The 25,126-nt window shown below is 34.4% G+C and carries 27 protein-coding genes, 1 tRNA gene and 4 pseudogenes; 17 read left to right on the top strand and 15 right to left on the bottom strand.

Annotation, left to right across the window (positions count from 1 at the left end):
- Positions 1-3: 3 nt before the first annotated feature.
- From H1D32_RS23765 to H1D32_RS23755, 3 genes and pseudogenes are all read right to left on the bottom strand, one after another.
- Positions 4-512 (bottom strand): annotated as a pseudogene (locus H1D32_RS23765) (YjcG family protein).
- Between the two features lie 241 nt (positions 513-753).
- The gene (locus H1D32_RS23760) at positions 754-864 is read right to left on the bottom strand and encodes an alpha/beta hydrolase-fold protein (RefSeq protein WP_261180670.1); all 111 of its coding nucleotides are present in this window, start codon (positions 862-864) and stop codon (positions 754-756) included.
- A 23-nt stretch (positions 865-887) separates the two neighbouring features.
- Positions 888-1,475, bottom strand: coding sequence for an alpha/beta hydrolase (locus tag H1D32_RS23755; RefSeq protein WP_261180669.1), 588 nt, complete (start codon positions 1,473-1,475; stop codon positions 888-890).
- Positions 1,476-1,644: 169 nt separating this feature from the next.
- Here H1D32_RS23755 and H1D32_RS23750 point away from each other — a divergent pair.
- The 3 genes and pseudogenes from H1D32_RS23750 to H1D32_RS23740 all read left to right on the top strand — a co-directional run bounded on the left by H1D32_RS23750 (position 1,645) and on the right by H1D32_RS23740 (position 2,770).
- Positions 1,645-2,199: pseudogene (locus H1D32_RS23750) on the top strand (phosphatidylglycerophosphatase A family protein).
- A 117-nt stretch (positions 2,200-2,316) separates the two neighbouring features.
- Positions 2,317-2,493 carry a hypothetical protein gene (locus H1D32_RS23745; RefSeq protein ID WP_261180668.1) on the top strand — a complete coding sequence of 59 codons (177 nt, stop codon included), beginning with the start codon at positions 2,317-2,319 and terminating at the stop codon, positions 2,491-2,493.
- 202 nt (positions 2,494-2,695) lie between these two features.
- Positions 2,696-2,770: transfer RNA gene (locus H1D32_RS23740), tRNA-Val, on the top strand.
- Positions 2,771-2,867: 97 nt separating this feature from the next.
- Here H1D32_RS23740 and H1D32_RS23735 read toward each other — a convergent pair.
- From H1D32_RS23735 to H1D32_RS23710, 6 genes are all read right to left on the bottom strand, one after another.
- Positions 2,868-3,086: a spore germination protein gene (locus H1D32_RS23735; RefSeq protein WP_261180667.1), complete on the bottom strand. Its 219-nt coding sequence runs from the start codon at positions 3,084-3,086 to the stop codon at positions 2,868-2,870.
- Positions 3,087-3,150: 64 nt separating this feature from the next.
- Positions 3,151-3,534: a spore germination protein GerPE gene (locus H1D32_RS23730; RefSeq protein WP_261180666.1), complete on the bottom strand. Its 384-nt coding sequence runs from the start codon at positions 3,532-3,534 to the stop codon at positions 3,151-3,153.
- 5 nt (positions 3,535-3,539) lie between these two features.
- Complete coding sequence (locus H1D32_RS23725) at positions 3,540-3,719, bottom strand: spore gernimation protein GerPD (protein WP_261180665.1); 180 nt, start codon at positions 3,717-3,719, stop codon at positions 3,540-3,542.
- Between the two features lie 3 nt (positions 3,720-3,722).
- Positions 3,723-4,346 carry a spore germination protein GerPC gene (gene gerPC / locus H1D32_RS23720; protein WP_261180664.1) on the bottom strand — a complete coding sequence of 208 codons (624 nt, stop codon included), beginning with the start codon at positions 4,344-4,346 and terminating at the stop codon, positions 3,723-3,725.
- A 41-nt stretch (positions 4,347-4,387) separates the two neighbouring features.
- Positions 4,388-4,618: a spore germination protein GerPB gene (locus H1D32_RS23715; RefSeq protein ID WP_261180663.1), complete on the bottom strand. Its 231-nt coding sequence runs from the start codon at positions 4,616-4,618 to the stop codon at positions 4,388-4,390.
- Positions 4,619-4,634: 16 nt separating this feature from the next.
- Positions 4,635-4,856, bottom strand: coding sequence for a spore germination protein (locus H1D32_RS23710; protein ID WP_261180662.1), 222 nt, complete (start codon positions 4,854-4,856; stop codon positions 4,635-4,637).
- A gap of 308 nt (positions 4,857-5,164) precedes the next feature.
- Here H1D32_RS23710 and spoVIF point away from each other — a divergent pair, with 308 nt between their 5' ends.
- The 3 genes from spoVIF to H1D32_RS23695 all read left to right on the top strand — a co-directional run bounded on the left by spoVIF (position 5,165) and on the right by H1D32_RS23695 (position 8,552).
- Complete coding sequence (spoVIF, locus tag H1D32_RS23705; RefSeq protein ID WP_261180661.1) at positions 5,165-5,425, top strand: sporulation-specific transcription regulator SpoVIF; 261 nt, start codon at positions 5,165-5,167, stop codon at positions 5,423-5,425.
- 178 nt (positions 5,426-5,603) lie between these two features.
- Positions 5,604-6,149 (top strand): TlpA family protein disulfide reductase, encoded by a 546-nt coding sequence (locus H1D32_RS23700; RefSeq protein WP_261180660.1) that lies wholly within the window; start codon positions 5,604-5,606, stop codon positions 6,147-6,149.
- 219 nt (positions 6,150-6,368) lie between these two features.
- Positions 6,369-8,552 carry a malate synthase G gene (locus tag H1D32_RS23695; protein ID WP_261180659.1) on the top strand — a complete coding sequence of 728 codons (2,184 nt, stop codon included), beginning with the start codon at positions 6,369-6,371 and terminating at the stop codon, positions 8,550-8,552.
- Between the two features lie 202 nt (positions 8,553-8,754).
- Here the strand turns inward: H1D32_RS23695 and H1D32_RS23690 are convergent, their stop codons facing one another.
- On the bottom strand, positions 8,755-9,786 hold the full coding sequence (locus H1D32_RS23690; protein ID WP_261180757.1) for a glycosyltransferase family 2 protein: 1,032 nt from the start codon (positions 9,784-9,786) through the stop codon (positions 8,755-8,757).
- A gap of 418 nt (positions 9,787-10,204) precedes the next feature.
- On the opposite strand from H1D32_RS23690, the gene H1D32_RS23685 reads away from it, so the two are divergent.
- Positions 10,205-11,176 (top strand): phosphotransferase, encoded by a 972-nt coding sequence (locus H1D32_RS23685; protein WP_261180658.1) that lies wholly within the window; start codon positions 10,205-10,207, stop codon positions 11,174-11,176.
- 30 nt (positions 11,177-11,206) lie between these two features.
- On the opposite strand, the gene H1D32_RS23680 is transcribed toward H1D32_RS23685, so the two are convergent.
- Complete coding sequence (locus H1D32_RS23680; RefSeq protein WP_261180657.1) at positions 11,207-12,091, bottom strand: hypothetical protein; 885 nt, start codon at positions 12,089-12,091, stop codon at positions 11,207-11,209.
- Positions 12,092-12,503: 412 nt separating this feature from the next.
- Positions 12,504-13,070 (bottom strand): AarF/UbiB family protein, encoded by a 567-nt coding sequence (locus tag H1D32_RS23675; RefSeq protein ID WP_261180656.1) that lies wholly within the window; start codon positions 13,068-13,070, stop codon positions 12,504-12,506.
- 448 nt (positions 13,071-13,518) lie between these two features.
- Between H1D32_RS23675 and H1D32_RS23670 the strand changes: the two genes are divergently transcribed.
- From H1D32_RS23670 to H1D32_RS23640, 7 genes are all read left to right on the top strand, one after another.
- Positions 13,519-14,337: a UTP--glucose-1-phosphate uridylyltransferase gene (locus H1D32_RS23670; RefSeq protein ID WP_261180655.1), complete on the top strand. Its 819-nt coding sequence runs from the start codon at positions 13,519-13,521 to the stop codon at positions 14,335-14,337.
- A 518-nt stretch (positions 14,338-14,855) separates the two neighbouring features.
- Positions 14,856-16,007, top strand: coding sequence for a TIGR04053 family radical SAM/SPASM domain-containing protein (locus H1D32_RS23665; protein WP_261180756.1), 1,152 nt, complete (start codon positions 14,856-14,858; stop codon positions 16,005-16,007).
- 501 nt (positions 16,008-16,508) lie between these two features.
- A complete protein-coding gene (locus tag H1D32_RS23660; protein WP_261180654.1) occupies positions 16,509-19,175 on the top strand; it encodes an ATP-binding protein in 2,667 nt (888 codons plus the stop codon).
- Positions 19,176-19,191: 16 nt separating this feature from the next.
- Positions 19,192-20,022: a CheR family methyltransferase gene (locus tag H1D32_RS23655; protein WP_261180653.1), complete on the top strand. Its 831-nt coding sequence runs from the start codon at positions 19,192-19,194 to the stop codon at positions 20,020-20,022.
- Between the two features lie 31 nt (positions 20,023-20,053).
- Complete coding sequence (locus tag H1D32_RS23650) at positions 20,054-20,620, top strand: response regulator (protein WP_261180652.1); 567 nt, start codon at positions 20,054-20,056, stop codon at positions 20,618-20,620.
- A gap of 5 nt (positions 20,621-20,625) precedes the next feature.
- Positions 20,626-21,117 carry a histidine kinase dimerization/phospho-acceptor domain-containing protein gene (locus H1D32_RS23645; RefSeq protein WP_314733497.1) on the top strand — a complete coding sequence of 164 codons (492 nt, stop codon included), beginning with the start codon at positions 20,626-20,628 and terminating at the stop codon, positions 21,115-21,117.
- Between the two features lie 92 nt (positions 21,118-21,209).
- On the top strand, positions 21,210-21,611 hold the full coding sequence (locus H1D32_RS23640; RefSeq protein ID WP_261180651.1) for an ATP-binding protein: 402 nt from the start codon (positions 21,210-21,212) through the stop codon (positions 21,609-21,611).
- Between the two features lie 33 nt (positions 21,612-21,644).
- Here H1D32_RS23640 and nfsA read toward each other — a convergent pair.
- Positions 21,645-22,408, bottom strand: a pseudogene (nfsA, locus tag H1D32_RS23635) (oxygen-insensitive NADPH nitroreductase).
- Positions 22,409-22,519: 111 nt separating this feature from the next.
- Between nfsA and H1D32_RS23630 the strand changes: the two are divergent.
- The gene (locus tag H1D32_RS23630; protein ID WP_261180650.1) at positions 22,520-22,735 is read left to right on the top strand and encodes a hypothetical protein; all 216 of its coding nucleotides are present in this window, start codon (positions 22,520-22,522) and stop codon (positions 22,733-22,735) included.
- Between the two features lie 13 nt (positions 22,736-22,748).
- Positions 22,749-22,952: a hypothetical protein gene (locus H1D32_RS23625; protein WP_261180649.1), complete on the top strand. Its 204-nt coding sequence runs from the start codon at positions 22,749-22,751 to the stop codon at positions 22,950-22,952.
- A 254-nt stretch (positions 22,953-23,206) separates the two neighbouring features.
- On the opposite strand, the gene H1D32_RS23620 is transcribed toward H1D32_RS23625, so the two are convergent.
- Both H1D32_RS23620 and H1D32_RS23615 read right to left on the bottom strand, forming a co-directional pair.
- Entirely contained in the window at positions 23,207-23,548 is a 342-nt protein-coding gene (locus H1D32_RS23620) for a YppG family protein (RefSeq protein WP_261180648.1), read from the bottom strand.
- Positions 23,549-23,613: 65 nt separating this feature from the next.
- Positions 23,614-23,961, bottom strand: a complete 348-nt coding sequence (locus H1D32_RS23615; RefSeq protein ID WP_261180647.1) for an Hsp20/alpha crystallin family protein — start codon at positions 23,959-23,961, stop codon at positions 23,614-23,616.
- A gap of 254 nt (positions 23,962-24,215) precedes the next feature.
- Between H1D32_RS23615 and H1D32_RS25695 the strand changes: the two are divergent.
- Positions 24,216-24,547, top strand: a pseudogene (locus tag H1D32_RS25695) (phage holin family protein).
- The last annotated feature ends 579 nt before the right edge of the window (positions 24,548-25,126 follow it).

Raw genomic sequence — 25,126 nt, 5'->3', positions numbered from 1 at the left:
AAATTAGCATTCCTTTCCTAATAAAAACGTTTCGTAAACTGTCCATGATCCGTTGTCTAATTGGTATAAAAGTTGAATACGGTCACAAATCTCTTCATGGTTAATCGTTTTCATACGAAGTCGCCCTAAGACATCGTGAAACTCATCATCATCTAAATCTTGACCAACTGTAATGTGTGGTACGAATTGATATTTTTGTACTTGTTCAAAAAACCAGAATTTAACTTTTCTTGGAGGCGTGTAAGCTCATGATTTTCTTCAATGCCCATGTAAATAGTGTTACTTACGGGATTAAAAGAACTATACTTATAAACATGTAATGGAAATGGATTAATTTCCTGACAAACATTTTTGATTTCTTTGGCAAGTTCTTTTACATTTTCCGTCTCAAAGGCTTCTTTTAAGGTAATGTGTGGTGGGATTAGCGCATAATGAGAATCATACCGCGCTCTTAATGAGTTTGCCATATCCTGTAATTGTTTTGATGGAAAAATTGCTATTCCGTATTTCAAAATAATTCCCTCCTAATTTTTTTTATGTAGGCTCTTTTCGTAAACATTGTGCTTTTTTACTCTAAAATAATCGAAAAAATACCTTAGATGAAGATATCACCCAATAAATTAATTAAGAAAAGAGCAATACTTACTAAATAGTGGTGAATTCTTAGGATTTTTACGAAAGCAACAAACTTTGCGAAAACAGCCTTTATGTAAGAAAAACAACGAACATGTTGGCTGTTTTTCTAAAAACTAACTATTTTAAGGCCCAAATAAGTGCACTTTTTAAATTTTGTTGCCAGTATGTCCATGTATGATTACCATTAAATTCTTCATAACAGGAGTCAATTCCTTTTTCTTTAACCAACTCATTGAATGTGCGATTTACTGTTAAAAATCAATGATCTTTCCATCGGTAGTCGTTACTTCTTTTTCCTGATCACCTATGGAATGGTATAGCCGTAGTAGTTCAGGCTTTTTAAAATTGGTTAAGTAATCCATTGTTTTTTGGGCAATGAAAGGTGACTGAGCAATGACTTGACCAAATGTATAAGGATATTCCATTGCAGCGTGCAAACTTACGGTCGCCCCTAACGAATCCCCCATTAATGTACGCCCGCTAGCAAGCTCAAACGTATGATACTGCTTTTCAAGATATGGAATTAATTCTTCAGCTAAGAAGCGAATATAGTTTTGGTTCTCGGAACCATTTGGGTGATAGTTCTTATAACGATCCTCTACTGACTGATACGGGATCATGACCAAAATACAATTGTTGATTTCTCTTTGCTCGAGAAGTTCACTTGCAGTAGAAGCTAGTTTCCCTTTTAAAAAGTAGTCATCTCCATCTTGAGCAATCAGCAGTTGGTATGTATACAGAGGCGAATAATTTGCTGGCAAGAATGTCTTAAAGCCAATTTTTTCTTTTAAAAAACGACTTTCCAGATAATCATCAAATATAGTTCCTTTAAAAGTCAACAAAACCCCTCCTATGTTAGCGCTTCCTTAAGTGGTCATGTATATAATATACCACTTTTCTTTTTGGAAAACGAAGCATTTCCTTTTAAGAAAGGCAAAAAATGAAGAAAAATAGGATATATGGTAAAATGAGGAGGTGCTTTACTAACGAAACCAGGAGGGGTAAAAGATGAAATATAAAGAACCTGTACATTGTCATATCGTTGAAAAAGCAGCAAGGGCTTTACTTATAGAACGCGGTGTACAAATTATTGACATAGCGGAAATCGTTTATAAATGCAAGTTCAATATACTGATACATTAACAATAGAAGAATGTATTGAAAGTGTTGATCGAGTTTTAGAAAAAAGAGAATACAGCATGCTATTTTAGTAGGGGTTGAGTTAGATAAGTTAGCAGAGCAAGGGAAACTATCAGAGCCATTACAATCAATAGTTGAGATGGATGAAGGACTATTGGTGTTGATGAAACGATTGCCCTCGGTAGTGTTTTTGGCTACGGAAGTATTGCCGTTACTACCTTTGGTTTTTTGGATAAAGAAAAGACAGGGATAATTAGAGAACTAGACACAAAAGGAGATCAAATAAATACGTTTCTTGATGACTTGATTTGTAGTATTGCAGCAAATGCTTCTAGTCGATTGGCTCATCGAATTCGGGACCGACAAGAAAAATTAAGAGAAGATGAGATTAAAAGACGAGATTTAGAGGAGCGAATCGGCTAATTGGTTAGCTGAGTAGTTTAATTCCGATTAGTAGGAAGTGAGAAATCACTTCCTTTTTGATGTTTAAAATATTGAAAATGGTAATAATATGGATATCTTTAGTGGGGAGGAATTTAGGTGAAGACTACACGTTGGGTGTATTGGAAACAAATATTTCGTTCAAAATTCCAAGCAAGCTGTTTAAAGGCAAAGCTAGAAGAAAATTGGCGTGGAGGATATGAATTACCTCCCTGGGTAGAAATTAAAAAATTAGCTGAAGAAAAATATATTGTCCGTTATACCTATGATGAGTAAGCAAATGTACATAAAAAGGTGAGACATCTCTGGAAAATGTATATCAGAGATGTCTTCACATTATATAAGGTTGTTGCCTGTTGTGAAGAGTTTAGTTTTTAAGGAGTCATCTTTCTTTTGGTAAATTTCCTAGAACATATAGTCCACGACTTTTCAGCTTGACAAACTTTCTGTAAAAGTATATTATTATTTTATTCGAATTGACTCGTTAGCTCAGTGGGAGAGCACTTGCTTGACAGGCAAGGGGTCGTTGGTTCAAGTCCAATACGAGTCACCATACATATAATACTAAAAACCCTTACTAAGTAAGGGTTTTTTTTGGTTCTTATTTTGTGATGAAAAATTGAGAAGAATTAATGTGAAACTTCTCTTTCTTACACATTACCAGCTAAGTTTTGATCGACAACATCTGGATCTGCTACGTTATTCATATTAATGCCGTTATTTACGATCGTGAAGTCTCCTGAGTTTCCGCCACCAGATCCTGACACAGACTTTGAAGTACTCTTTGGTGAGATATTAAGTGCATCGCCAAAATTAACTACTCCACCATTTTCATTAATTTTAAAAGGCCCTCCAACAATTGCAGGCATACAAACACCCTTTTCCTTCGTATTAATATTTATTGTATGTGGAGTTATTTTATGGGTTACAATACTAGTTAATTTTCTTCACTGATTTCTGCAGCTGCCTTATATGTTTAATTCTAGTCTCAGCATGGATGTAGCTTGTTGAACCAATATGATAAACACTAGCTGATGACACACCTGTAATATCAATATGGCCAACTTTAATAAAGTTGGAAGCATTGTATCGTTGAATATTGACTGAATCTATCAATGGTGGGGAAGGTATTTCTCTTGAAAAAATAGGGAATGCAGCAAAGTTCCCCTCATTTCCATAAAACAGTTGTAATTGCCTTTGTACTGCAAGCGCCCAAGAAACTGGAGTGATTTGGACTGAGTCGCCAATTTGAACTACAGAGCTTAAACTTACGCTTCGAACTCTAGTGTTATTGACGATAGAGGTTCTTTTAATCATAGAAACTATCCCTCGAAAGCAAGTGGAACAAATGGTCCAATAATCAGTGATTCAGGAGGTGTGTCAAATGCTGAAGACAAGATAATGTTATCTGTGTCACCTACTAACAATATCGAAGAGGAAGCTACTCCGCGAACATCAATGGTTCCTACAGAAATATTATGGTTAACGACTGTAAAATTCATTATTTAATCCCCTTTCTGAGGTAAATGTTGGATGAACTGTTCAAGAGTTTTATTAATGTCATTGACAACCTTCTTTGTTGTCATCTCTTCTAGTTCTCTTAATTTATTTTCATCATTTTCAACGATAGGTACCCCTCGAAGGTAATAGTGAATACGAGAGTCAATTTGTTTTCTTACATCTTCAACAATAAAATCTCGATAAGGACCATCTAGTTGATAATTATATTGTCTCTCAAGAGATGTCATCACATCATAACAACCTGTATTTAGATAATGGTGGACATCTCGTTTAATATTTTCAAAGAGAACAGGATTTTGCTTTGGTGTCGTTGCTTCAGGTACGTCTATTGTGTTTCGATTAATTGAGAAGTCCTCAATCGAACTTGGCTCGATCCCACCACTAGGTGTAATTCCAATATTTAATGTTCCTTCTAATCGTTCAACTTTCAGTTGATCAAATTTATATTCAATTCTCTCCACTTTTCCTGCATTATCTTGCTTGATTGTATTAAAACCAGTTTGAAGTTCCTCAATTCTCATCTCTAGATAGTCAATTTTTCTTTGTTGTGCCTCTAAACATTGATACAAATGTTGAATGTTTGCCATCATGTCATAGTTATAATACATACAATTCCCCCCTTAGCCATTTCGTATTGAGAATTTAAATATTAGAGTAAGGTTGGTGCAGCCGGTGCAGGTGGAGTAAGTGGAACAAGTGGGGTTACTGGGTCTAAAGGTTCAGTCGCTTCCGGAGCTGGTCCAGTAAACCCACCTGTATTGTAGAGGCTCGATAAAGATCGTATCATTCCTGCACTACCTATTTGCAGCACTGAAGAATTTGAAACACTGTCAATTCTTAAATTATTAATTTGAATTTTTTGGTTAATATAGAAGTTCATTTAGACACCACCTATGCTAAATGATTGTATTGATATTCGCGTCTGCAATATCTTTGTCATACGTATTTGTTGCACTATAATCATTTCGGATCTTTAAATAGTCACCAGTATTAAATGATCCTGCACCGGCAAACGTTTTTGCGGTACTTGCAGGGGAAATGGTAAATACATCGCCAATATTAAATACCGAACTAGAACCTATAGCATTTATTTTTACTGCTCCAACAATTGCAGGCATAAATAATCCGTCCTTTATCTTTGTTTTCATAGTTATAGGATATGTGAATGCCTATTAATTGTGAAATTAAAACTGAACATGCTTTGATGAAAAAATAAAAAATATCTCCTTACCTATATTCGTATCAGCATTGGACAATTTACATGCAAACTTTTTTTAAAAAATCACTTAAAGTTTAAAAAATCGGTACAAGTAACTAACCCTTTTGGTTGTATCTACATATAGTGTTAGTATGAAAATTTTAAAAAGCTAAGGAAGACGTAATTCTACTTGATCTTCCTTTGGTGATCGAATAGGAGGGTTTGTATTTGAATAATCCATTTTTTGAGAATATTGAAAAGAAAACAGGCGTCAATATGGGGGAAGTCTTAAAATTAGTTAATTCCATTCAGAATTCTAATTTAAAAGATGAAGCAACAGTTAGAAATCTAATCAGACAAGTAGGGAAAATTGCTAACAAGCCGGTGAAAAAAGAAACTGAGGACCAATTAGTGAATACCATTATTAACCAAACTGAACAAGTAAACTTTAACACGATTGCAAAAATGTTAGATAAGAATAAAAAATAAATCAATATATGGAATGAGATGGCTTTTGATAAGCCATCTTTTTTAAGATCTTTTCTGATTTTGCATTTCAGGGTTTATAGATTATTATTTTCATAGTTCTAAAGAGCAAGGATTAGACTTTCCTTTGTTTTCGTTAAAGAATTAGGCTATAGTTAATTAAGGATAGGAGGGATTATTCATGTTAAAACAAAGAAATATGAGTTTGATTATCTTAATTTTAGCGATAGGCCTTATAGGATATGTTGTTGCGACAACACAATCGCCAAAGGTGGGGGCCGAAAAGGGGATGCTTGCACCTGATTTTACACTTCCTTTATGGGAAAACCAGGAGGAAACATCGTTATCTGATTATCAAGGTGAAATCGTCATTCTAAACCTTTGGGCATCATGGTGTCCACCATGTCGCAAAGAAATGCCAGATTTAGTGCGTTTATCGGACGATTTTAAAGGTCACGGCGTAGTAGTCTTGGGTGTGAATTTAGCCACCCATGAACGAGATGCTAACGGTGCAGCTGAATTCATGGAAACTTTCAATGTCACATTTCCTACTTTTGTTGACCAGCCATTAGATAGTGTAAACCGAAGAGGTGTGGTGTCTTCATTGTATAATATTCAAAGTATCCCCTATACATATATTTTGGATCAAAAAGGCAAGATCGCTCACGTTATTCGTGGAGAGGTTACCTATGAAATGCTAGAGACATTAGTAAAAGAGCTAATGTAGAGAGAAAACCACATGAAAATGTGGTTTTTTTTTTGATTACTCTCTCTTTAAGAGCATTTAAAAGGTACAGATGATACTTAGCTCTGGACTAAATAGTAAAATGTAGGTAATTTCCCTTGGGAATTAAGTATTTGTTAAAAATGGTTCAAATAGTCAGAAAATGTGTTATAATACAGATAAAACTGTTATTGATCAATTAAATGAGGGGGATATTTTTTAATGAACAATTATGTTAGAGTGGGTAACCTTCAAGTTGCTTCTGTTTTTTTAGAATTTGTAAATACAAAAGCATTACCAGGTACGGGTTTAGATAGTGGACAATTCTGGGCTAATTTTGAATCCCTGATAGAAGAATTAGCTCCTGAAAATAAATCTTTACTTCTCCGTCGTACCGAAATTCAAAACCAACTTAATGATTGGCATAAGAGTCATAAAGAAAACTTTTCGTTCTTAAATTATAAAGCATTTCTAGAACAGATTAATTACCTCGAGCCAAAAGTGGAGGATTTCGAGATTTCAACAGAAAATGTTGATAATGAGATCGTTTTACAAGCTGGCCCACAACTAGTCGTCCCAGTAAACAATGCACGATATGCGATCAATGCGGCTAATGCTCGCTGGGGAAGTCTTTATGATGCTTTATATGGGACAGATGCAATTGGTGATGATGGTGGTGCGGAACAAGGAAAGAGTTATAATCCCGTTCGTGGTGAAAGGGTAATTGCTTATGGAAAGCAATTCCTTGATGAAACCGTCCCTTTACAAGATGCAAGTCACAAAGAGGTTGTTAAGTACGCCATTGTTAATCAAGAGTTAGTTGCGTTACTTACCAATGGGAATGGCACGAACCTTAAGGATCCTAATAAGTTTGTTGGGTATCAAGGAACACCTGAAAACCCTGAAACAATTTTACTAAAGAATAATGGGTTGCACTTTGAAATCAAAATTGATCATTTTCACCCGATAGGTGCTTCTGATAAAGCTGGTGTGAAAGATATTATTCTTGAAGCAGCTCTTACAACAATTATGGATTTTGAAGACTCGGTTGCTGCAGTGGATGCAGAGGATAAAGTTGAGGTTTATAGCAATTGGCTAGGATTAATGAAAGGAGATTTGACAGCAAGCTTCCAAAAAGGTGAGAAGATGATAACAAGAACGTTAAATCAAGATCGAACATACAAGAGTGTTACTGGAAATTCATTGATTTTGCCAGGACGCTCCCTATTGTTTGTTCGTAATGTTGGCCACTTAATGACAAATAATGCGGTGTTATACCACAACGGACAAGAAATTCCTGAAGGGATTTTGGATGGTGTAGTAACAGGTATCATTTCTAAACATGACCTCTTAGGTACAGGTACATTTAAAAATTCGAAAAAAGGCTCAGTTTATATCGTTAAGCCTAAAATGCATGGGTCAGCAGAAGTAGCCTTTGCAAATAAATTATTCGATTGTATTGAAGACTTACTTGATTTAGAGAAAAACACCTTAAAAATTGGCGTCATGGATGAGGAACGTAGAACATCTCTTAATCTAAAAAATTGCATTTATCAAGTAAGAGATCGTGTTGTTTTTATCAATACTGGATTCTTAGATCGAACAGGTGATGAAATTCATACATCAATGGAAGCTGGAGCGATGATTCGTAAAAATGAAATGAAGTCATCTACTTGGTTACAGGCTTATGAAAGCTCAAATGTCGTTATTGGAGTTCGCTCTGGACTACCAGGTCGGGCTCAAATAGGAAAGGGAATGTGGGCGATGCCAGATTTAATGGCAGATATGTTAGTGCAAAAGTCCGGACACCTCAAAGCTGGAGCAAATACTGCATGGGTACCTTCACCTACAGCTGCTACTTTACATGCGCTGCATTATCACCAAATCAACGTTTCCGAAGTTCAAGCTGGGCTTGGCAGCAGAAATGATAACTTAATAGACTCAATATTAGAATTTCCCGTCTCGCAAAATAAAAATTGGAGTGATACAGAAATTCAAGAAGAACTTGATAACAATGCGCAAGGTATTCTGGGTTATGTTGTTCGTTGGGTTGAGCATGGAGTAGGTTGCTCAAAAGTGCCAGATATCAATAATGTTGGCTTAATGGAGGATCGAGCTACACTTCGGATCTCTAGCCAGCATATGGCTAATTGGTTACACCATGGAATATGTACAGCGGATCAAGTGCTTGAGACGTTAAAGAGAATGGCAAAAGTAGTCGATCTACAAAATGCTGATGATCCTAACTATCGTCCTATGGCGACTAATTATGAAAACTCTGTAGCCTTCCAGGCAGCTTGTGAATTAGTATTTGAGGGGAGATTTCAACCAAGTGGCTATACTGAACCGATTCTCCATCGCAGTCGAATCGAAGCGAAGATGAAAAAAAGTAGAATAAATGAATAGCTTTTTATTTTGAGTAGCACCGTAAATTAACGGGAACTTTCCTCCATTAATTGTGCTAATAGGTCATCCGCTTGTCTGAGCTAAAGCCATTTATCAAATGTTCATATAATACAATGTACTAAAAAACAGCTAATCTATGGAAAGTATAGTAGCTGTTTTTCTCCCTTTAGGTAACCGATTTATTTCGGCTCTCACTAGAGGGTTATTTTTTATTATTATAGAACATTTTTGCTTTGTTTTCCCATTTCTTTAATAACTTTTTGAGCTCAGGTTTTCTTCCTGTTTTCTTATATCTTTCCAATGTTCTTAACCTATTTTTATATTTGCCTAGATTTAACCAAGGTGGTTCGACAGCAAGTAAGTTTAATTCAGGATGAGAAAATCCATATTTTTCATAAATAATTTGAAGGTTACTAAGGATGTTTTGGCGATTTGTCTTTTCTCTAGGGTGCTCTTGATGAAAACCTACCGTTTCTTCCATGCTAATAAAAGATAAGCCCATATTGTAAAGTCGGAAACCGAGTTCCCAATCTTCTAGTCCATATTTTGTGATTTTTTCATCAAAATAACCTGCCTTTTCTACATCACCTTTTTTTACGGTGACACAACGTGTTACGAAAAGTAACCAAGGAGCTACGTCTGTTTGTTGAAATTGAAGTTTCTTAAACGGGTCTATTACTGCAGGGGAAATAAAGTGTTCTATGTTGTTAAATGATTGGTACAGATCCTCCAATTTTAAAATGTTTATTATTCCCGCATTATTATTCGGAAACTCATTTTTCCACAAAGAATGATTATTTAGGGTGATAAACATATCCTGTTTTTGTTTGTCATTGAATTCTGGATAGTAATGTGTGTAAACAACTCCAAGTGATCTTGGGGTCGCGGAGATAATTGTATTAGGTATTTTTTTTTGGTAGTTAAATACTAACTTTAAGAATTCTGGAGTGACAATAAAATCGGTATCACAGAATACAAGATAAGTTCCTTTGGCGTTTTTTATTCCTTTGTTTCTTGCATATGAACGGCCACGGTTTTTTGAATTAGCAAGATAAACTAATGAATATGAAGCTTGAAAGGTTTCTACTACCTCTTTTGTATTATCACTAGAACCATCGTCTATAACAATTACTTCGAATTGCTCTTTTGGAAACGCTTGTAGTTGAAATGATCCAAGGGTGAGTAGTAATTGTTCTGCTCTATTAAAAGTTGGAATGATAACTGAATAAATCATACTCAAATTTTCACCTTCTTTCTGTACGGATTATATATTTAGAAAATATATATATAACTTAATTTAGATCTGTTTTTCAATTAGTGAATATGAGAGGGGGGGCATATTAATTAAATTATGCAATAGCGAGCCTTTTGTACATACTAAATGACAAAATGATGACTTTATAAGAAGAAAAAGTAAACCTGAGAGGGTGGAACAAAGATACTTTCTTGGAATTTAATGAGTGATACTAGGTGGAGAACCCAGAGACTTTGTATTATTAAATACCATTTCCAATCTACGAGAAATGACCAGACGACCTAGAAAATTAGACGAATTAAAGGGGAATGCTTATTTACTAGGCATTAGTCCAATCCCTTTTTCTAGAAATTAATAAGATAGTTGTTAAAGAAGTGATGAATAAGTAGGTGCGAGGATGTCTCTAAAGAGTATGTACGAAGATTCTAAAGGAAATAAACTGCCGAGAGAGTTTATTGAATGGGTGTGTGAAAAACACAAATTAGGAAGGTTGAAGAAAATAAAGGGTTATCCCAGAAACGGAAATATAAACGGAATCATTATTATTAGAACTCAAAAAGGAAAATATGTGATTCGGTGCCTGACTATCAAGACTAATAGTGAAAGAATAAATTATATTGAGGAGATCTTAAGTAGATTAAAAAAAGAAGGAGTTCCAGTTCTCCGAGCGATTAAAACGATTGAGGACCAATACTTTTCAATTAAGGATGATATAATAATTCAGGTATATCCTTATATTTTTGGATACGATTTTATATTTAACCGAAATCAAGTCGAAGCCAATGCTATGACACTAGCTAAATTTCACCGTGCACTATCCTCATTTAACTCAGGACCATTACCAGAGGTGTTTATTTATCCCACTTTAGAAAACCTTGATATGAAAATTCAAGTACTTTCCATGAGCAATAATAATGTTTCTAATTATACAGTCTCAAGAATAGTTTCACTCTTTAACGCTATCAATCAACATTGGCAAAAGTTTTGCCCGTCTAATTTACCAAAAACTATTATTCACGATGATTGGCATCCTTGGAATATGTTATACTATTCCGACGGCTCAATAGCAGCAATTCTAGATTACGATTATATTCAAGATGGTGAACGGATTTATGATATTGCTTATGCACTTTATTATTTTTATAAGCGTGCACCTGGTGATAAGCATAAGTTAATAAAGCTTTTTATTAAATCGTATGGTGAACTGTTAGAGATAGAAAAGACTGTGTTACCAATTGTAGTTGCCAAAGTGGCGCTATTCAATATCTTGTTCGCGACTAATTCCAATTCAGAGAGAAAGATAAAGAAATCCGTAGATGAGAACGAAGAGCTAATAAAAAACTTACTTAGTAAGGGTTTATATTTTTAAAAGCGTAGGATATGTAAGAAAGGAATTGCACTAAGCATTTCCTTTTTTGCTTTTATAGTTTTTAAAACTATAAGACTGCCTTTTATTTTTGTTGTTTTTATCTATGAGTGATTTTTGGTCATTTATATTCCTAGATTGTAATTCATAGATAAATTCTCTAGCTGGATCCCATTTAGTACGATGTATCGGATGGGCTAACCAGCCCACTTTTTTGCTTAAACACTTACTAAGTTCTTTCACCTTGAAGTGAGGTCGATAGCGAATTAACTTTTCTCCACAATCATCTGGGTAGCTTTTCATTTTAAATCCTAGCTCATTTGCTAAGTTTGTAAAGATGATTTCCTCGATTCCAAACACATCTGTTTCCTCAAGTGCATTTTTAAGTGAAATTAACTTTTCATACTCTAACAACGCTTTGACGAGTTCCTTACTCATTACTTGCCCAACATTAAACACTCCCCAAAAAGGCTTAGTACAAAAAAATGGTTCCCACCTTTGAATATCCTTTTTAAATGATTTACCACAGGTCCAATTTTTGTCAGGGATTCTAAGTTTTACTCCCATATAATCAGCATCTTTCATTTGCTCTTCGATAAATTCTTCATAACCCTTCCGAAAAAAAAGAACGTCTGAATCAAGGTTGATAAAATAATCATAGTTTAAATTTATCTCGTCAAGCCATTCCATGGTTTCAAAAAAGTACGAAGAAAGGTTTCCATATTTTAATTTCTTACTAGTTGGACAAACTTGCACACCCAGTTCTTCACAGAGATTTGGTTTATTACCGCCATTATAAAGGACTATATGACTATTGGGGCAATAATAATTGATGTTAGCGATTAATTGTTCAACTAATTCTCGATTCTCATGAACTAGTAATGCAAAACAGATTTTCTTTTTCGTATATTCCTTCATTTTGTACCTCCTTTTTAACAATAATATCTCATTAGAGCCCCTAATCAACTTACGGTCTCTAGTCTTGTTAATCTTAAGTCGGGGGAAAATCGCCCTAAATGCTGAAAATATTTAACTTAGATGTACTTACAATATTCATTGTCGTCACTCCATACATATCATATTTCATACTATGTTGTTGGATGAATGTTGACAGTATTTTTGTTTAAGGAATGATTATAGGAACTATGAGTGCTCGTTCGAAAATGGTATGTTGGTGAGTTTAGAATTGTCAAAGCTTCAAATGGGAGGGGTACTGGTGTAGGATTATTTTTTAGGAGTATAAATAGGAATTAGAATGCTTACGAACTCGTCTTATTAGTAAGCGGATAAACTGCGTCATATAAAGATAACGTATTGTCCAAGTGCCTACTTACTTTTTCCATTCATTATAAATTACAGGGTCAACTCTTTTTGCATAACTAAAAAAGTCCTCTAATAGTCCTAATTGTTTTAAATTTTTAAATAATTTTTCTGGTTTTTTTACTTGTTTTCTAAGAGCGTAAGCGTGGTCAATAACTTTAAGTGTATTACTTTTTGTAAATAGAAAATGGCGAAGTCTAACATCTAATCTAGGGAAGCCCAAACGTTTTAGCTCCATTAAACAAAAAAGGATATGTTCAGCAATCTGATCAGATAAGAATTGTTGTTCTAAGAGATACGTGTGTAAATCTACGCCACTAATATATTCCATGACAATGTAATTTTGACCAACTTCATAAAGCTTAGGAATTACTGATGTATGTTGTCCAAGTTCCAACGCTTCTAATTCATACTTGACATCTTTTTCATTAGCAAATATTTTCACACATTTTTTTGATGACAACTTAAAAACAGCTCCAGTGTACCCCCTTCCTATAAATGTGTACGACGTTGGGTTATCATATTTCACTTTGCCATTTCCCTTATATACTTTTATTTTTTTGAAATCATCTTTCATAAAATTTACCTCCTTTGCTAATAATCTCATAAGTTACCTGTCCAAACATTGTCCTGAAACATTAAGTGTCAGGATGTTTTTTATTTTCAAAAGGTATCTTCGATCAGAAATTGTATCTATACTTTTACTTAATAATAATAGATGTTCTTATTTGTAAAACCGTAACGGCGTTTAATTCTAAACTTTAATATGGAGGGAGAAAGTCCAATTTATAAGGAAATTTACACTCCCTGATTTCATGAATATTTATTAAGTAATGTTTGCACTGCTTTCCAACAAGAGTAAGAGGTACCTTGAGTGAAAAAAACTAGTTACTTGATGGTACTGATTATGCTAGAAGGCAGACTGTATATAAGAAAGTAGCGGAGTTTCAGAGGGACAACTTACGTCCAAACCAAGCTGTGAATAATTTATATATTGAGTGCATTAACAGAAGGGATTGAATTAAATGAAGAAGGTGAAAAAAGCAATTATTCCAGCAGCGGGTTATGGTACGAGAAATTTACCTATTACGAAAGTTCTTCCTAAAGAAATGTTTCCGATAGGAGGGAAACCTGCAATTCAATACATTGTTGAGGAAGCTGTTGATGCAGGAATTGAAGAAATACTAATTGTTGTATCCAGAAACAAAAATATGATATTGGATTACTTTGATCGCTCATTAGAACTAGAGACATTTCTAGAGAAAACGAATAAGCTCCATCTATTAGAAAAAGCATCAATCCCGAATATCCACATTCAATATATCCGTCAACCTTATGCTGAGGGTCTAGGCGATGCAGTTGCATTAGGAAAGTTGTTTGTGAAAAATGAGCCGTTTGCCGTTATCCTACCAGATGATATTTTTCTTTGTAGAAGAAAGGTAGCATTAGCCCAACTTATCGAGACCTACAATGAACATCACTCCTCGGTCATTGGACTACAAAAAGTAAAACCTGAATTGTTAAAAAATTATGGTGTGATCAAAGGGGAAAAACTGAAAGGACGTCAATATCAAATCACTGATATCGTCGAAAAGCCTGAAAATTCCCCACCGTCTGACTTGGCTGTTACAGGGCGTTATATATTTAACCCGACAATTTTTACTTACTTAGAAAAATTAGAACAAGGGGTCGGAGGAGAAATACAATTAACGGATGCAATTAAGGATTTGCTAGCGGAGGAAAACTGCATTGGAATGTGTATTGCAGGCGACCGTTATGACATTGGATCGGACACAGACTACTTAAAACTGATGAACAGAGTGAAAAAAAAATATAGTAACTAAAAGAGGAGATAAGAGCTTTAAGGAGCTTTTATTTCCTTTTTCATATTTCCAAAAACTTTTAGGATTTGTAAATAGATTTAAATCTTGATTGAAATTTAGGAATCGTAGCAAGAGAAACAATGTTCTTTCAGAAAGAGGTAATAAATAATGTTCATAAAATGTTCGAAACCTTAAAAGCTTGATAACATATGGGTTTATGATGAGAAATGGGTTTAGCTACGTATAAATGTGATTTTTTTCACAGTTAATCATTTCAAATAGTAATAATCTAAAAACATAAAGAGGCCTTTTGAAAACAACTTTACAAAGTTATTTTTGGTATTAATCGAAGTTGTACTCAGTAAAGATTACCTAATTGTTCTTAGTTTGTAACAAATCTACAAATTTCTCTCATCTAATCGTTTTAAAATAAAGCTATACTTACAAGTAGTAAAAAATACAAAAAAAGTTTGGTGATGAAGATGCATAAAATGGAACATCCAAAAGGAATGGGACATCCAGGGGGACATCCAAAAGGAATGGGGATGGGGCATCCAGGGGGAATGGGCGCACAAATTGATTACGATCAAGATCCTTTTATTGTTATTTGGGAGGTTACACGTGCTTGTGAATTAAAATGCGTTCACTGTCGAGCTGACGCACAAACGAAACCAGATCCAAATGAATTGAGCCATGAAGAAGGAATTAAACTTATTGATGAAATATATGAAATGAATAATCCAATGCTCGTATTTACAGGTGGAGACTGTATGATGCGAAAAGACCTCTTTGAACTTTCGGAATATGCAGTGAAAAAAGGTATGCGTGTATCAATGACTCCGAGTGCTACTGACAATGTAACGAAAGAAGCAATGGAAAAAGCAAAAAATGTTGGTCTTTCCCGCTGGGGGATTAGCCTTGATGGTCCAACACCAGAAATTCACGATCATTTTCGAGGAACTCCAGGATCATTTGATTTAACAGTTGAAAAGATTAAGTATTTAAATGAATTAAATATGCCATTGCAAATCAATACAGTTATCTCTCGTTATAATTATGATTCACTTGAGAAAATGGCCGAGTTAGTTGGGGAGTTAAAAGCAGTTATGTGGTATATCTTCCTCCTTGTTCCTACAGGAAGAGGGCAAATGGATGCTTGCTTAACCCCTGCTGAACACGAAAAGGTATTTCGTTGGCTTTATGAACTAGGGAAAACAGCTCCTTACGATATTAAAACGACAGCAGCACAACACTATCGGCGGGTCGTTATTCAACAAAAGACAAGAGAAAAGCTTGTAGATAAAGGTGATATTCGTTATGAAGATTCAATAACTGATACAGCTTATCTTATTGACGGCTTAAAACGGGCACCAAAAGGAGTAAACGATGGAAATGGCTTTATTTTCGTTTCACATACTGGCGATGTTATGCCAAGTGGTTTACTACCAATTGTAGTAGGAAATGTCAGAGAGAAGCCTTTGAAAGAAATTTATCGAGAGTCTCCAGTATTGAAAGAGCTCCGTAATCCAGACCTCTATAAAGGTAAATGCGGTGTTTGTGAATTTAAATTTGTATGCGGTGGTTCTAGATCTAGGACATATGCAGTAACTGGTGACTATTTAGAAAGTGAACCGTTCTGTGTATATATTCCAGAAGCGATGCGCACGAAAGAAAATACAACATCCTTATAGTACTATTAAAGAGACTTCCTTTATCCAAAGGTTAGTCTCTTTTTTATTTTTAAAAGGCTGTTTTCGTAAAGTTTGTTGCTTTTGTAAAAATCGAAAGATATCACTACTTATTAGTAAGCACTGCTCTTTTCTTACCTATTGTATTCGGTGATATCTTCATCTAAGGAAGTTTTCCAATTATTTTAGGTTAAAAAGCAACAAGTTTTTTGTGCGACGAGTAACCGCAGGAGCAATGTTATAGAAAAGAGCCTTTAGAAAAGACCGTTTTAAAAATTAGTAGTGTTAACTATTTTAAATGAAGTTGCCAAAAGCGATTCGCAACTTCATTTAGTTTGAGATAGCGTGATTAAGGTAATTATGAATTCTCACTAGAGTAGTAAAATTTAGTAATAATTGCTAGTAACTGTAGTAAAATTATAGTAGAATCAAAGGAGTTCTTGTAAAATTTTAGCGTCTGATACATTTTTTGTAAAAATAATCGCACATATGAAAGGTAATACTATGAAATTAAAAACGAAATTATATGTTGGATTTGGTACCATTCTTGTAATCTTAGTATTGATTTGCTCAATTGTTCTCTATACTCTAAACCTTCAAAAAGTGAACATGGAATTTATTGTTTATAATAATTTTGAACGCGTAAATTTAGCCAATGAATTAAAGTATAATGCGGAAACCAAAGCGCGAGTTATTAGGGAATATTTTATTCACGAAAAAGGTGAAGTGCCGCTTCTTGGAGAAGAGGAAATTCGTCAATTAACCTATGAATCGATCATGTTATTTGAGCAGAAAAAAATGCTTGTGTCTGATGAAGAAGAGCAAAAAAAATTCCTACTTGAATTAGAAAATCTAAATAATGAGCTTAACGCAAATATCCAAATGGCCTTAGAATATGTTAAGACAGGTAGTTACGAAAAAGCAAAGCATTTAATATTAGTAGAAAACGCAGAAGTGAGAACGAATTTAATTGCTGGAATTAATCAGCTAACAGTAGCTGAAGAAAATTTAATGGACATGTTATTGGCTGAATCGCTTCAAACCTACCAGGGTACCATAATACTATTTCTGATATTAATTTCTTCTAGTTTTTTGCTAGTTATTATGATCACAGCTTCAGTAATACGTAGCTTTTCGATTAGCTTAAATACTGTACGGGACATTATGGTTAAAATTCCTAAACACTCATTTGAGAGTATTCCTAGAATAGCCAAAAAAGTGAATAATGAATTTGACGAAGTCGCAGAAGCTTATAATGAAATGGCGGATGCCCTAGAACATTTTGCAATCAGTGAAAAAGAATTAAAAAACTCCCTCCAAGAAGAAAATTGGGTGAAAACTAAATATGCAGAGTTAACAAATAGTTTCCAAGGTGCGCAAAAGTTAAATACGTTTAGTAATATATTTATTTCTAAAGTTGCTCTTACTGTTGAGGCAACTTACGGTGTATTCTACTTTAAGCACGATAATCGGTTTAAGAGGGCAGCTTCTTATGCTGTTAGTAAAGAGAATTTAGGGGAATTAATTATACATAAAGGTGAAGGCTTAGTTGGACAGTGTGCAGTGAATAATAAGGTAATTCTTTTAGATAACCTTCCGGCAGGTTATATTGAAACAAAATCCGGCCTGGGTGGAGCTACGCCAACATCTATCATCATTCTTCCGATTCAATTCGAGGGTGAAGTTCTAGGGATTCTCGAATTAGCTAAATTTGATCAATTTACTTCGTTAGAGAGAAGACTGCTCGAACAAGTTTGTAATTCTATTGGTCCTAACCTAGATCGCATTCAATATCATATGGAGATTGAAAGACTATTGACAGAATCACAGTCCTTAACGGAAGAGCTGCAAGCACAATCAGAAGAATTACAACAGCAGCAAGAGGAACTAAAAACGATTAATGAAGACTTATACAAAGAAAATATTCGATCAGAAGAAAAAACGAAAGAGCTTGAAATAATTAAAAGTAATCTTGAACAGAAAAACAGAGAGGTATTGCTTAGTTCAAAATATAAAACAGAATTTTTAGCAAATATGTCACATGAACTAAGAACGCCACTTAACAGCATGTTGATTTTATCGGAAATTCTCTCAGAGAACAATGAGTGTAATCTATCCGAAAAACAAATTGAGTATGCGAAAACGATTCACACTTCTGGGAAGGATCTGCTAAATTTAATTAATGATATCTTAGATTTATCGAAGGTTGAATCAGGAAAATTAGATATCTTTCCTGAAGAGGTAGAAATTAGTGAAATAAAGGCTTTTGTCCATAGACAATTTGAGCCACTTGCTAGAAAAAAAGGTTTAGATTTCGAAATCGTCATTGATCATCAAACACCAGAAATTCTTTTTACTGATGATCAAAGAATAAAACAGATATTAAAAAATTTACTGTCAAACGCCATTAAATTTACAAACACCGGAAAAGTTCTCTTAAAAATAGAACCAGGAAATTCGAATTCAAAGATTAGTTTCATAGTTACCGATACTGGAATTGGAATTCCAAAGGATAAACACCAAAGTATTTTTGAAGCTTTCAGCCAAGTAGACGGAACCACTTCACGAAATTATGGAGGGACGGGTTTAGGGCTATCGATAAGTAGGGAGTTATCTCAATTACTTGGTGGTTATATTGAAGTAAGTAGTGAAGAAGGGGTAGGTAGCAGTTTTTCATTACACTTACCTGATCTTATTGAAGAAAAGCCAACTCTTGAAAATCTATTGGTTGCTGCAACTCTAGAAGAGGAAGTCTTGCCAGAGGACAACATTGATTTTGATACTAGTGAAGCTGAAGAATTCGAAAATATCAAAGTGTTAATTGTAGATGATGACATGCGCAATGTATTTGCCTTAACTAGTGCACTAGAAATGGAGAAAATGAATGTATTATACGCTGAGAATGGTTTTGAAGCAATGGACATTTTAGCTGCTTCTAAGGTGGATATTATTCTTATGGATATCATGATGCCAAAAATGAATGGGTATGAGGCAATGGTAGAAATTCGAAATAATGAAAATTTGAAGGATATACCGATCATTGCCCTAACAGCAAAAGCAATGAAAGCGGATCGACAAAAATGTATTAGTGCTGGAGCTTCTGATTATATTAGTAAACCTGTAAAAATGGAACAACTATTGTCACTAATGAAAGTGTGGCTTTATAAGTAACAGGAGGAGAAGTCCTATGGAAGACACTTCAGCAAAAGATCGAATTGAAAAAATAGAAGTTTCTTTATTTCTAGAAGCAATTTATCGACAGTATGGTTATGATTTTCGAAACTATGCTTACGAATCGATAAAAAGGCGTATTTTGTATAGTGCTAGAGAGGTTAAAGTATCATCTATTTCTGAATATCAGGGAAGAGTACTTTATGAACCGAACTTAATGAAAAGACTTACAGATAATTTTTCAATAACTGTTACGGAAATGTTTCGTGACCCTAGTTTTTTTCAGTCTTTTCGTTTGAATATCATACCATCTCTGCAAAATCAACCTGTCCTTAGGATATGGATTGCTGGTTGTTCATCGGGAGAGGAAGTTTACTCATTAGCAATTCTATTGCTAGAAGAAGGTCTTTACGAAAAAACAAGAATATACGCAACAGATATTAATGAAGATATTCTCGAAAAAGCAAAAGATGGAATCATTTCTTTACATCATATGAAGCATTATACTAGGAATTATCTAGAAGCCGGTGGTACCCGTGAATTTTCAAAATATTACAAGGTCGATGGAGATCACGTTATCATCGAACCAGCATTAAAGAAGAATATTATATTTGCCCAGCATAATTTGGCAACAGATCACTCATTCAATGAGTTTCATGTCATTCTCTGTAGAAATGTGTTGATTTACTTTAATAACGAATTAAAAGAAAGAGTCTTTCAACTTTTTTATGATAGTTTAAGTGAAGGTGGCTTTTTAGGATTAGGTAGTCAGGAATCAATCATGTCATTTAATGCTTTTTCTGATGTAGATTATGCAAATAAGCTATATGTAAAAGAGATAACCTAAGCAATTATATCCAACTAGGAGGGAGCATTTGATGGATCAAGCTAAAGCAAAAGTCTTACTGGTCGATGATCGGCCTGAAAATCTAATAACTTTAGAAGCAGCCTTAATTGATAGCAAATATGAACTCGTATTTGCTAACTCAGGCGAAGAAGCATTGCGTTATATATTACAAAATGAGTTTGCAGTGATTTTGTTAGACGTTCAAATGCCAGGGCTAAATGGATTTGAAACGGCAAAGTTAATTAAAGGGAGAAAAACCTCTGCTCATATTCCAATTATTTTTATTACGGCATTGAGCAAAGCAAATGAACATATAAAAGAGGGCTATTTAAATGGTGCTGTTGATTACATCTTTAAACCGTTTAATCGGACCATACTAAAAAGTAAGGTCGACGTTTTTGTCCATATTTATTTAAAACAGAAACAACTTGAGTATCAAAAAAATACATTAGCAGAACAACAACTGGAGTTAAAATATCAATATAATAATCTTGAAAAACTTATTCAAGACAAGACAAAGGAACTTATTCTAAGTAATAATGAACTTCAAGTTACTCAAGAGCGCTTCCAAAAAATTTTCAGTTCAGCCCTAACCTAAAAGCAATTCGGTCCTTAACTAATGGTCGTTATGTCAACGTAAACAAAAGTTGGTGTGACATAACTGGATACAATCTAGAAGAGATTAATTCCTCTAATGGTTTAGAAATTTTTTCTGCAGATTGTGATATTCCCATGGACCTACAGGGAGACTTAAGTAATGTCAAGGTAAATTATGTTACGAAGAACAACGAAGTAAGAGTAGGGTTGTTATCAACAGAAAAGATCTTTATAAATGATGAGACTTGTGTATTAAGTGTCATCACCGATATTACAGAGCGAACAAAATTAGAAAAAGAAATCTCAAGGTTAGATAACTTAAATTTAGTAGGTGAAATGGCTGCCGGTATTGCACATGAGATTAGAAACCCAATGACGACAGTGATTGGTTTTCTTCAAATTGCTAAAAATGATTTGGGCTCACCACTATCTGAGCAATATATTAACTTAATGTTATCAGAGCTTAAGCGAGCCAATGGAATTATTACCGAGTTTTAACATTAGCTAAAGATAAAGCTACTAACAAAAAAGTAGAAAGTCTTAATGCAATCATCGAACTAATTTTTCCATTACTTCAGGCAGAGGCTATTATGAGTTCGAAGATCGTTCAATTGGATTTAGGGGAAATTCCTACTGTAAGCGTTGATGAAAAAGAAATGAGGCAATTGATCTTAAATATTGGTTTGAACGGATTAGAAGCAATGAAGCATGGCGGAGTGTTAACAATAAAAACGTTCTTAAATGAATTAAATCAAGTTGTACTCCAGATTAAGGATGAAGGTCCAGGCATCAAAAAAGAAGTACTAGATAAAATCGGGACACCTTTTTTTACAACAAAAGAAAACGGTACCGGATTAGGAATGGCGATTTGCTATAGCATTGCTTCGAGGCATCACGCAGAAATTTCCGTTGAAACGAGTAATGAAGGAACTAGTTTCTTTATCTGTTTTTCAGGAAGTACGTCTGAAAATAAATTAATTGGTACTCATTAAAAAAGGGCCTAACCAGTATTTTAGTTAGGCCTTTCAATATTTACGAAATTTATTTTGTAAATAACCCTTTTGTTCAAGAAAACTTTTTAGTGTTACTCTTCTTTCTGTAGCCAACATTTTAGTCATTTGCTCTGTCCAACGATCTTTTCTAGTCCCATTTGTTCTTTCAGAGTAATATGTAGAAATAATCTGATTGTATTGATTTAGTTGTGTTTTCATTATATCATCATTCGCTTGATATTCGTCTTTGTGATACACATTTTCCATTGGTAGCCGGGGCTTTATGCTCGGCTCTTGGTCAGGATACCCTACAGCTAGTCCAACAATTGGGATGACGTGTTTTGGGAGCTTTAAAAGCTGACTAACTTCCTCGATATTACTCCTAATACCACCAATGTATACAGTCCCAAGCCCCATGGACTCAGCAGCAATTACAGCATTTTGAGCAGCTAATGCAGCATCAACGGCTCCAACCAGAAATTTTTCTGTGCTTTCTGTAGCCAAAGGCTCATTGTATCCTTCTAGCTCTGCTCCAAGCTTATGGCGATTAAAATCAGCGCAAAATACAAAAAAATGGCCATTTTTGCTACATAAGGTTGATTCCCGGCAAGTTCAGCTAGCTTTTGTTTCGTTTCTTTATTTGTAATACCGATAATACTATAGGCTTGCATAAAGCTTGAAGTCGGAGCCATTTGGGCACTTTGGATAATGGTAGTTATTTGTTCCTCTGAGAGCTCGACATCTTTAAATTCTCTGATTGAAACGTGGCTTTGTAAAAGATTTATTGTTTTGTTCACTTAGGGTCAACTCCATCTTTGGTTTGCTTTTTTTCTAGTTAAATTTTAACATAGAAAGTGAGCAAAAAAAATTTTTAGGATCATTTATGATTAAGAATAAGGAGGAACATTGTGGATCCAGGTTTATTATTATTATTAGCTTCAATTATAGGTGTTTTTGGAATTTTGTTTGTTTATAAAAGATCAATGACTGTAATTGTTGACGGAATGAAAAGAAAAGATTATCAAGCAGTAGAAAAAGCACAAACGCAAATGTTTGTTTATATTGCTATTGTTGAAGTTATTCCGATTATTTTGATAGTCATAGCTATTTTAGATATGTTTTAGAAGGGAGCAGTATATGAGCTATTTTATTGCTATTATCGTTATTTGGATCATTGGGATAGCTGGGGTGCTAGGAGAAAGATATAACATGGCGGTAGCTGAGTTAGAAGGACATGAAAAATTGCGTATAACGGGATTAACGTTTATAGGATTTGCAATTATAAGCTCACTTCCAGCAATTACATTAATTTTACTAGCTCTACATTTAGGGTTTAACTAAGAAAAAGCTTGGATTTCCAAGCTTTTTTTGTAGTTTAAGAAAGTATAAAATTTCAACGTAATAACTGTCTAGCGCAAGCCACCCAGCCCTTTGAGGTCAAATAACCTTCGTTCACTTAAATGCTGCCTCTGTGGTCCAGTAGGTCCTCGAGGCAAAGCTACATGTAGTAACTCTAGAAGTAACACATGTTGTGAACGAGGTCAGTAGCTTTTGTCGGGGCTAAGCAGGGCGCTTGCGCTTTTCTTAATTTTTTTTTATTTTTTTTGTGGAAATAAAGCGCTAATCTGTTTCATGATCGGACTTACTTGGTTTACTGTTTTTATCATTTGGTCAAATTGGTTTACTGCTTTTTGGAAATCAAAAGATCCATCTGGACCAGTAAACATCCCCATTTGTGGATTTACTGGCTGAGATTGGTTTGGTTGCTGTTGTTGTTGCACCTGTCCCTGTCCCTGCACTTGTTGGCCAGGATAGGGCATAGGTGGATAATAGGGTCCCTGACCATAAGGATAGTAATGGTGATTTTGGTATTGATAGGGGTGCATTTGTTGTTGGTGTGGGTAAGGGAATTGGTGGCTTTGATTTCTGAAAAACATCGTAATCACTCCCTAGTAGTCATTATTCGATTTCAATCGTTCTTCTTTATTAGGTAATGTAATTTTTAAGAGCCATCACGGTAAGAAGCTTTCACATCTCTTTCGGAAATATAAAATGGCAACATGATAATTCTCTCTGCTTTTTGATAGGATTTTGTACTGTGGTAACTTTGAGAAATATCATCTTTTTCTTCAATAATTTCTGAATTGTGAACACTAATTTTTAGATGATTACTATAGATATCTAGATTAATTTGATCTTTTTTTACACCAGGTAGCTGTGCTTCGATGATATAGTGGCTATTGGTTTCGTACTGATGTACTGGAAAACCTCCTACGAAATGAAAATTACGAAAGGCTTCTTTAAAAAAGCCGTCGATAGATTTAAGGAAATCTGCTATTGGTTTGTTCATTAAAAGGAGTTGGTAAGTTATCTTTCTTTTTACTCATCTTATCATCACCTCGGTTAGGTTTATCAGTTTACACACATTATCTCTTTTATCTTATGCAATAATAATGAGAATGTCTGGGCGTTTAAACTAAGATATATTGTATAAACACTAATGTTTGCAATACAATATTTCTCATTTTTTAAAAGAATAAACAAATGCAGTTCCCTCTATTATCTATTAAGAATAAACTAGCAAAAAGAGGGTGGTGATTTGATATGGTAACAGATTTACTCTCACAAGTGGAGATTAGCGAGCAATTGGCAGTTGTAGTTCCAGCTCTTATGATTATTGGATACGCCTTAAAGCGAACACCAAAAGTGGCAGATTGGTTAATTGTTTGGATTTGTTATTTGTTGGAGTTCTTGCAAGTGGATTTACTCTAGGGTTTACAGTTAGTGGGATTGCTAATGGGATCATTGCAGCAGGAGCGGCTATAACAACACATCAAGCGTATAAACAAACGAAAAATAGAGATAGGGAAGAATTAGTTGAGTTAGTAATAAAGGAAAAAATCAAGCGGAAAAATGAAAAAGAAAACAAGGAATAAAACGTCAATTTAAAGATAGATTAAGGGCTCTTCGCTCAAAGTGTTGAAGGGCCAACCTTTTTTATCTACGATTCAAAAGCTAATACGTTCAAAGTATTGGCGGTATAGGAAAAGTAATGATACATATTGGGCAATAATGAACTTTGTAGTAATAAGTTATTTAAAGTTATGAAATTTCAGTAAGTACATAGTTTCGAGATGTTACTACTGCACTACATATAGAGTTTAATAGCGAAAATAATAAATGACGATAATATTGTCACTATATGGGGATTGTACGTGGCAAATTTTTTAGTGTCTGAAATTCATGATTACATAAACGAAAAAGGAGCATAATTCGATGGATATTTTTAATGTTTTATGGCACCAGTATCTATTAATCGTAAGGTCTATTGCTGTCTTATGATAAAGTGCGAACACTTATTCGAAAAAAGTGGTGTATAGCCCCAGCAGATTGCAAGATATTGTACCGCTGGTTGTGCGTGACTCTTAGATTTTAATTTTGCCAGTAAGGAATTATCAAGAGCAATTTGTCAATGGTATAAAGATATCCTTATATATTTTGATGATCCTTTAGTT

Origin of the sequence: Anaerobacillus sp. CMMVII, from assembly GCF_025377685.1 — a bacterium.
GTDB lineage: Bacteria > Bacillota > Bacilli > Bacillales > Anaerobacillaceae > Anaerobacillus.
The sequence above is the reverse complement of the archived record's forward strand: the minus strand, read 5'-3'. Positions and strand labels throughout refer to the sequence as shown.

What these genes read in the sequence shown, in the direction of transcription:
- H1D32_RS23735 (WP_261180667.1), bottom strand. Translation starts at nt 3,086, where the DNA reads ATGCCTGCAATTGTTGGAGGGCCTTTTAAAATTAATGAAAATGGTGGA.
- H1D32_RS23730 (WP_261180666.1), bottom strand. Translation starts at nt 3,534, where the DNA reads ATGATTAAAAGAACCTCTATCGTCAATAACACTAGAGTTCGAAGCGTA.
- H1D32_RS23725 (WP_261180665.1), bottom strand. Translation starts at nt 3,719, where the DNA reads ATGAATTTTACAGTCGTTAACCATAATATTTCTGTAGGAACCATTGAT.
- gerPC (WP_261180664.1), bottom strand. Translation starts at nt 4,346, where the DNA reads ATGTATTATAACTATGACATGATGGCAAACATTCAACATTTGTATCAA.
- H1D32_RS23715 (WP_261180663.1), bottom strand. Translation starts at nt 4,618, where the DNA reads ATGAACTTCTATATTAACCAAAAAATTCAAATTAATAATTTAAGAATT.
- H1D32_RS23710 (WP_261180662.1), bottom strand. Translation starts at nt 4,856, where the DNA reads ATGCCTGCAATTGTTGGAGCAGTAAAAATAAATGCTATAGGTTCTAGT.
- H1D32_RS23700 (WP_261180660.1), top strand. Translation starts at nt 5,604, where the DNA reads ATGTTAAAACAAAGAAATATGAGTTTGATTATCTTAATTTTAGCGATA.
- H1D32_RS23695 (WP_261180659.1), top strand. Translation starts at nt 6,369, where the DNA reads ATGAACAATTATGTTAGAGTGGGTAACCTTCAAGTTGCTTCTGTTTTT.
- H1D32_RS23690 (WP_261180757.1), bottom strand. Translation starts at nt 9,786, where the DNA reads ATGATTTATTCAGTTATCATTCCAACTTTTAATAGAGCAGAACAATTA.
- H1D32_RS23685 (WP_261180658.1), top strand. Translation starts at nt 10,205, where the DNA reads ATGTCTCTAAAGAGTATGTACGAAGATTCTAAAGGAAATAAACTGCCG.
- H1D32_RS23680 (WP_261180657.1), bottom strand. Translation starts at nt 12,091, where the DNA reads ATGAAGGAATATACGAAAAAGAAAATCTGTTTTGCATTACTAGTTCAT.
- H1D32_RS23675 (WP_261180656.1), bottom strand. Translation starts at nt 13,070, where the DNA reads ATGAAAGATGATTTCAAAAAAATAAAAGTATATAAGGGAAATGGCAAA.
- H1D32_RS23670 (WP_261180655.1), top strand. Translation starts at nt 13,519, where the DNA reads ATGAAGAAGGTGAAAAAAGCAATTATTCCAGCAGCGGGTTATGGTACG.
- H1D32_RS23665 (WP_261180756.1), top strand. Translation starts at nt 14,856, where the DNA reads ATGGGGATGGGGCATCCAGGGGGAATGGGCGCACAAATTGATTACGAT.
- H1D32_RS23660 (WP_261180654.1), top strand. Translation starts at nt 16,509, where the DNA reads ATGAAATTAAAAACGAAATTATATGTTGGATTTGGTACCATTCTTGTA.
- H1D32_RS23655 (WP_261180653.1), top strand. Translation starts at nt 19,192, where the DNA reads ATGGAAGACACTTCAGCAAAAGATCGAATTGAAAAAATAGAAGTTTCT.
- H1D32_RS23650 (WP_261180652.1), top strand. Translation starts at nt 20,054, where the DNA reads ATGGATCAAGCTAAAGCAAAAGTCTTACTGGTCGATGATCGGCCTGAA.
- H1D32_RS23640 (WP_261180651.1), top strand. Translation starts at nt 21,210, where the DNA reads ATGAGTTCGAAGATCGTTCAATTGGATTTAGGGGAAATTCCTACTGTA.
- H1D32_RS23625 (WP_261180649.1), top strand. Translation starts at nt 22,749, where the DNA reads ATGAGCTATTTTATTGCTATTATCGTTATTTGGATCATTGGGATAGCT.
- H1D32_RS23620 (WP_261180648.1), bottom strand. Translation starts at nt 23,548, where the DNA reads ATGTTTTTCAGAAATCAAAGCCACCAATTCCCTTACCCACACCAACAA.
- H1D32_RS23615 (WP_261180647.1), bottom strand. Translation starts at nt 23,961, where the DNA reads ATGAACAAACCAATAGCAGATTTCCTTAAATCTATCGACGGCTTTTTT.